The organism is Staphylococcus sp. GDY8P131P, assembly GCF_017891975.1.
GTDB classification, from domain to species: domain Bacteria; phylum Bacillota; class Bacilli; order Staphylococcales; family Staphylococcaceae; genus Staphylococcus; species Staphylococcus nepalensis.
In genome coordinates this window covers 1-6,602 of sequence record NZ_JAESKF010000038.1, presented here as the reverse complement: position 1 = coordinate 6,602, position 6,602 = coordinate 1, and the positions used below count along the sequence as shown (strand labels likewise).

The following is a 6,602-nucleotide window of genomic DNA, read 5'->3' as shown; positions in this document are numbered from 1 at the left end:
GAAAAGTTATTCTAAATTAGCAGGTAAAGTCACAAACATTCATTACTGACTGATTAGGGCTTACCCTAATCAGTCAATTTTGTTTATTACGCTTTTTGCTTTTCTTATGTTTATAATTTTCCATTTTATTACGGATATATTGTTTATCCTTTTCATTTAACTCTGTTAAACATTTATAAAGATACTCAAAGTGCAAAAATAACATTATTGCATTTTGTTTTGTTCCATACTTATTGTCATAACCATGCATGATAGAATGTCTATTAATTCCATTTATATTTTTATCGCCAAATTTAAAGGCTCTTTTTAACTTGGATTTGTAGTATTCCTTAATTTTGTCATAATCATCATCAATATAATAATCATGATTAGATTTGTACTTGTTTATTGTTTCTTCTATTACAATATTAAAGAGATTATAATCAGTTCTTCCTTCATAATTTACAGAATTAAATATCAGTCCTTCTAATCTTGCTAATAATGCAGGGATTATAAGATAATAATATCCATGTTTATATCCATCTAGTATCTCTTTTAATATAGTAATTTCTTCTTGTGGTAAGTTGTAAGTGGTTACTTGGCTTTTTAAACGATCAAAATGAATTTCATCAAAATATCTTGTCATTATCAAATTAATATTTTCTATAGTTACCTCTTGATTATTTGAATTCATTTCAATATAATTCATGACTTCACTTATAACGATAAAATCTATTGGTGGATAGTCATAGTTAATAAAAATTGAATTAATTCTAGCTGCATTATTATTAAAGCTCTTTAAAGCATCTTTTAATTCATCTAAATTAGGTATACTTTTAGCTAAAACTTTTACTGTTTCAAATATTTTCTTTCTGAATTCATCATTTATATCTTCTATGTTTTTATATATACTATTAAAATTCAATTTATGTTGTGTAATGTTTTCACCAAGGTTATATTTCATTTTTAAAATCCTTTCTTTGTTTACATAATGACAGTTATCTACATTTAAAACGTATTACCTCCACTTCTCAGGGTTTAACTGAATTTTTATTAAATTAGTATATTTGTTTAATAGTATATCAATTTAATGATTTTGCATTCCTAACCACTATGATGTTATAATGCAATTAACAAAGATGTCGTGCATGTATGCACCAAATCCCCTAACTATGCCAGTAGTTAGGGGATTTTTTGGTGTGACTAGTCGCCTATTTATCATTGCGTTTGCGTAGCCAGTTCGCAAATAAAGCAACGATGCAACCACTTGCTGCTGTGGTCATGATGTTTACAAAGATGTCGGTCATTGCGTATGCACCTCCTCTCTACGTCAAATTGACGCCAGAGATAGGCGACTCCACTATTATACCATCTGTTAATCTACAAGCATATGCACTTCCGATAAGTTGAATTATGTCATTCAAATCTTAAATGGGTGTATTTACTTAGATTGAAATAATACAATTTCTACTTTTCTTTCTGTGTATACATTATACATATGGAAGTTATACATGTGGAAGTTATATATGTATAATGTATACACATATATCATATTTGGTATTCGTATAATATCATGCTAGTATAATAAATATATATAAAAGGACAACATGCGCTAACATGTTGCCCCAATGAGACTGTTAAAAAGACAAAAATAACCTTTTCGAACCTGTCAAAGTTGGAAGGTTATTTTTTGGTTATTGCTAATTAATACTGAACCAATAATTGTGAGAACAACTAAACATGCTATTCGTTCATCGAATCTCCCTATTAAGTAGAACTTAGTAGGGAGATTTCGTTGTAATTTTAAATCAATTTACTTCAGGTCTTAAATTTGTCTTTTCAGGGGATTTTAGAACCCTCTCTATATCAATTTGCTTAATTCTGTTGATAATTTGTTTTTTGTCTTTATATCCATAATTTTCAACTCTATCTAATGTTAATTGCGTTAAAAATTTCACTGGATTTTCAGGATAGTAACTATCACCTAAATACCTTTTAATTTCTTTCTCTGTATAATGAATGAAATTTTCCTTAGCAACGACTCCCGTTAATGAATAAAATAAGAATTGTCTAGCTTTATTAAATTCATACCATTTCACAAAAAACTCTCTAGTAAATTGAATTGCTTTTTTTATTCCTATATCTTTATGAGTTTTATCCTCTAAATAATAAAACATATATTCGTAGCAATATTTGGGAATCAATATGACGCTTTGTCTTTCTGAAAAATAATAATCTTTAGATAATTCTTCAGAGTCATGAATATTAGTATTTTGCAGAATATATGACCCAACTGATTGAGAATTAATGTTGTTCAGTGTGCGTAATGAACTTGAAGAAAGTAAATCAATATTTATATTCAAGTAATCACATAATTTTATAATATTACTAATACTAGGATCAATTTCACCTTTTTCCCATTTTCTATACTCTGCACTTGAAATACCCAAATCCTTTTCAATATCTTCAAATCTTATATCAAACTTTTCTCGATAATAATTTAACAAATTAAAATATTTTGTATCTTCTTCATCATAATCAAAGTAGTCATCTTCAAAAAGTTGTCTAATTTCGCCTAATGAGAATTCTATATTTTGTATTAGTATATTCATATTAATAGGTTCACGTTTATCATTAAATTTAGTATATCCAGCAGAACCTGTCTCTAAGTTTATAGGAAATTGTAAATCATTTTCATGATTATATGAACTAAATAACTCCAAGTTATCTAAGAGGCCCTTAGCTCTCCTAATAATAATACTGCTACTTTCTTTACTAACATCTCGATATAGATAGTCATAATACTCTCTCATTATCAACTCATATTGGGGAATGGCTACCCAATCATCATGTTTTACTAAATCAAATTTATGGATTATATCAGACAAATTTTTAAACGTTTTAGGCATCCACTCTGAATAGCCATGAAAATATTCTTCAATATTATTATCAATCAAAGTAATCTCTTCTGTGTTATAAGATTTCCACTGTTTTGTTAAAAATTGGTATATTGTCATATTAAAATATTTTGCAATATCATCTACGATACGATAAGTAAACGCTTTCTGATTAGATTCTAAAAGTGTTATCTCCTTTTTAGAATAATTGGAAAATCCACTAAGTTCATTCAATTCTTTAGCCAATGCTTGTTTAGTTAAATTCTTATTTTTTCTTTCTAGATAAAGCTTTTGGGATAATTTCATATAACCCCTCCTTTATAAAAATCATACACTACTTTTTCATAAAAATAAAATATTATAATTTTTAAATTTAAAAGCGTACAGTTACAATACGGTTTATTGCTCGCTTAAAATTAAGGGGAAGTATGTGTCTGTGGTTAATCAAAAAACCTCCACAAGTTAAATACAGGTTTTGTGGAGGTTACTCTTATTTTGAAATATCAAATTAATTTTTATGAAATTTTTGTATAGCATCTCTAATCTCTTCTTTTAATTGCTCATCTCTTTTATATCCATTGAAATTAATATATTCAGCGTCATCATTTACATACTGTAAAAAACGTTTAAACGTATCCAAGTATTTGGCAACTTCAGAATATTCCTCTTCTATATTTTCATAGTCTTCTTTCAACACTTCATCTTTGTTATGATCTACTTTAAATTGCATTTTAAGAGCTTCATTTTCTTTTTCAAGCTCATTAATTCGTTCATCTACTGGATAAACAGATGTCGGCTTAATACGATTTCCTAATGCCACAAGTCTCGTATAAGCTGTTGGATTTAAGTTTCTATCTTCTGCTAATACTTTCACTTTTTCATATTCTTCTTCAGTTAAATTAATATTAATTGTTTTAGCTTTTTTATGATTCTTGCTCACCATTCACGCCACTCCTAAAATTAGTAATTACTTAGTAAGAATCACATTTTTATACTAAGTATTTGATTAGTAAATACTCTATCATAAATAACTAAGCAATTACTAATACCTTATATAAGAAAATCATTGGTTATAAACAATGATTTAAGGACTCCTTTCGGGAGTCTATGAGGAGTCCTTAGACTCCCCATTCTTCTATCCCATGTGACACAAGGGATAGAAGAATCATTGATTTTACATCGAAATGCCATGTAATATTACACTTAAGTCAAGTTTTATAAATATATAAAATTGCTAAAAGTACTGATATGAAAGCATTTATAACAAATGAAACATTCATTTTGAACCCCAGCTATGCTGGGGGCCATCGTGATGGCATTGTTCACCCTTATCCTGTTGTCTGGGACTCCTTTTCGAGACTCCTCTAGTTGAATTCTTAGCCACATAAATGCATTTTCAATGTTCTAAAAGTTTAAATAACTCCCTTTCTTAAAACGTATATTAGGCTTCGTTTTTTATCATTACAAATACTAGTGATAAACTTCCAATAAAAATGACCTACTGCATTAATTTATAATACATGTAGATCATTTTTCACTCACAATATTATTTTTTAAAATTCATGTTATTTTTATATATTGTTAAGCTAGAAATATTCTGATTTAATTAAGACTTTGATGAATTCAAAAAAGAAGGTAAGTAAATTGAAATTTTAAGCTTTATAGGCTTTACCATTTTTCTTTGGGCAAGAAATGTAGACGCATCAGGCGCCATACAAATGACTGAATTGAAATGGGTTAATATTGCTGTTATAGGAACTACATATTTAATTTCTTTAATCATACAGCTAATATGGCTAATCATTAATTTAGTCTTTTCGAGAAAACAAAAAGTACAAGTACTGAATTAAGTAGACGGCTTGAAAGAACCTAAACAGTCCGTATTGAAATAAAAGATACCCATTTTATCTGGGGTATCTTTTTGTTTTTATATAGATTTATTTGGATTTTAAAGGGATATTTAGAGCCAAAACAAGAGGGCTTTCTATCATTCAACATATATCGAACGAGATTTTTGGGGAATAGATTTTTATAAATTCAATTATGTTTCAAATCATTTTAAAAAGATTGTTATTTCTATATAGCATCAAGACAAGAAGAAACTCGTTTCACTCGTTTCAAAATCCCTCTTGATTTTTACAGAAAAAATCTTTAATTTCATCATCTTTAATAAAATAATAAGCCATCTTTCCATCTTTCCAAAAATCAAGAACATCATTTTTATATAAAAGTCTCAAGTGATGTGATGTAGAAGCAACACTCATATTTAATATCAAAGAAATATCACAAACACACAACTCATTTTCCTTAATCAAAGATAATATGATTTTTAACTTCTTTTCATCACATATTTTTTGAAAAATACTAAGTAGTTTTTGTGATTTATCATCTTCTAAAAATTTCAAAGCATTATTCACTTTATCTTCATGAATACAGATCACATCACAAGCATTTGCCTTGCCCATATAAACCACACCTTAATTTAAAATATAAAATCAATTATTGTTTGAATTGTATTATTTTCAATAATAATAAATAACCCTAAACCAATATAAATAACAGCCATTATCCAACGACTAAACTTCTCTACAATTTCTCCAACACCTGAAATATTAGCTAATTTTTGTGCTGAATATACTAAAACAAAAATCAATATTAAAAATACAAGAAGAGTAACTAATAAGTCGACAATATCTAAAGTCACAAAGTAAGGAACAAAAAGCCCAATATTATCTGCACCACAACTAGCGACTGTAACCAGAGCAACAATACCGACTAATTTTGACAACCCTTTTTCATCCAATTCTTTTTTAGCTCTTTTTTCGCCCTCACAATCGTCATAAATAGCAACTTTAATACCTAAGTAAATCGGTATTAAACCTAATAAACCCAACACCCATTTTTCCGGAACATAATTCAAAACAAAAGCTAGAAATAAACTAACTAATATTAAAATTACAGAACCTAAATATTGTCCGATATAAATATCTCGATATTCTTTTCTAGTATTTGCTCTAGCAAAAAATATTAATAGTATTACCAACAAATCTACTGCTGTAGCAATATATAAAACAGCAGCAGTAATCACAGTCGAAAACATAAAGCACCTCATTCAAAAATATTTTTGAATGTATTATAGCTTATATTTAGCAAAAATCATAGATGCGTGTTCTATTTTTTATTATCGTCTTGATAATCATAAAAATAAAACACTCCTTTTTAGCAAAATTTATCACAATAGTTATCGCTTTACAGGTCTATTTTTCATCGTTATAATCCAGTTAATTCCCGCAAGGGCGCACTTATGCGTTCTAAAAGAACGCGTGTAAAAACCATAATCGACCTTCGTCGATTTTTTTAATCTTAGTTTTAAGTAATCGGCGTTGTGGCGCAGATACAAAAATTAATACTACATCAAAATTTAACTAAGATTTAAGCTACTAGTTTTTTGCTAGTAGCTTTTTTATTTTTAAAATTTTAAATACCTTTATTTTGAATTTTAAGGGGTCATTTTAAAGATTTAGGGGTAATTCATATAGTTTTATGCCTAAAAACTTATATAAGCTCTTAAAACGCAAATATGAGCCAAATAAATATATACTATTTCCAAAAGCAAAAATTTGAGCAAAACCAGTGTCGCTTTTTAAGACACTGCCCAGTTACATGCAAATTTAAAAATTGCCATAAAAACTGGTCAACCATGCCGGTTGAACGCTATAGTTCCCG

General features: G+C 28.0%; 7 protein-coding genes. 1 reads left to right on the top strand and 6 read right to left on the bottom strand.

The annotated features are described in order from the left end of the window. Nucleotides 1-73 precede the first annotated feature (73 nt). From KA894_RS14480 to KA894_RS14465, 4 genes are all read right to left on the bottom strand, one after another. Nucleotides 74-943 (bottom strand): hypothetical protein, encoded by an 870-nt coding sequence (locus KA894_RS14480; protein WP_069819358.1) that lies wholly within the window; start codon nucleotides 941-943, stop codon nucleotides 74-76. A gap of 247 nt (nucleotides 944-1,190) precedes the next feature. Then, on the bottom strand, nucleotides 1,191-1,286 hold the full coding sequence (locus KA894_RS14475; RefSeq protein ID WP_002510758.1) for a type I toxin-antitoxin system Fst family toxin: 96 nt from the start codon (nucleotides 1,284-1,286) through the stop codon (nucleotides 1,191-1,193). A gap of 501 nt (nucleotides 1,287-1,787) precedes the next feature. Continuing rightward, nucleotides 1,788-3,182 (bottom strand): helix-turn-helix transcriptional regulator, encoded by a 1,395-nt coding sequence (locus KA894_RS14470; protein ID WP_210134038.1) that lies wholly within the window; start codon nucleotides 3,180-3,182, stop codon nucleotides 1,788-1,790. A 202-nt stretch (nucleotides 3,183-3,384) separates the two neighbouring features. Beyond that, nucleotides 3,385-3,819 carry a plasmid mobilization protein gene (locus KA894_RS14465; protein WP_210134037.1) on the bottom strand — a complete coding sequence of 145 codons (435 nt, stop codon included), beginning with the start codon at nucleotides 3,817-3,819 and terminating at the stop codon, nucleotides 3,385-3,387. Nucleotides 3,820-4,519: 700 nt separating this feature from the next. On the opposite strand from KA894_RS14465, the gene KA894_RS14460 reads away from it, so the two are divergent. Next, nucleotides 4,520-4,726: a DUF3923 family protein gene (locus tag KA894_RS14460; protein WP_115347105.1), complete on the top strand. Its 207-nt coding sequence runs from the start codon at nucleotides 4,520-4,522 to the stop codon at nucleotides 4,724-4,726. Nucleotides 4,727-4,993: 267 nt separating this feature from the next. On the opposite strand, the gene KA894_RS14455 is transcribed toward KA894_RS14460, so the two are convergent. Further along, on the bottom strand, nucleotides 4,994-5,341 hold the full coding sequence (locus KA894_RS14455; RefSeq protein ID WP_037538777.1) for an ArsR/SmtB family transcription factor: 348 nt from the start codon (nucleotides 5,339-5,341) through the stop codon (nucleotides 4,994-4,996). Between the two features lie 17 nt (nucleotides 5,342-5,358). Next, the gene (locus KA894_RS14450; protein WP_037538780.1) at nucleotides 5,359-5,976 is read right to left on the bottom strand and encodes a CadD family cadmium resistance transporter; all 618 of its coding nucleotides are present in this window, start codon (nucleotides 5,974-5,976) and stop codon (nucleotides 5,359-5,361) included. Between the last annotated feature and the right edge of the window lie 626 nt (nucleotides 5,977-6,602).

What these genes read in the sequence shown, in the direction of transcription:
- KA894_RS14450 (WP_037538780.1), bottom strand. Translation starts at nt 5,976, where the DNA reads ATGTTTTCGACTGTGATTACTGCTGCTGTTTTATATATTGCTACAGCA.
- KA894_RS14475 (WP_002510758.1), bottom strand. Translation starts at nt 1,286, where the DNA reads ATGACCGACATCTTTGTAAACATCATGACCACAGCAGCAAGTGGTTGC.
- KA894_RS14480 (WP_069819358.1), bottom strand. Translation starts at nt 943, where the DNA reads ATGAAATATAACCTTGGTGAAAACATTACACAACATAAATTGAATTTT.
- KA894_RS14455 (WP_037538777.1), bottom strand. Translation starts at nt 5,341, where the DNA reads ATGGGCAAGGCAAATGCTTGTGATGTGATCTGTATTCATGAAGATAAA.
- KA894_RS14465 (WP_210134037.1), bottom strand. Translation starts at nt 3,819, where the DNA reads ATGGTGAGCAAGAATCATAAAAAAGCTAAAACAATTAATATTAATTTA.
- KA894_RS14470 (WP_210134038.1), bottom strand. Translation starts at nt 3,182, where the DNA reads ATGAAATTATCCCAAAAGCTTTATCTAGAAAGAAAAAATAAGAATTTA.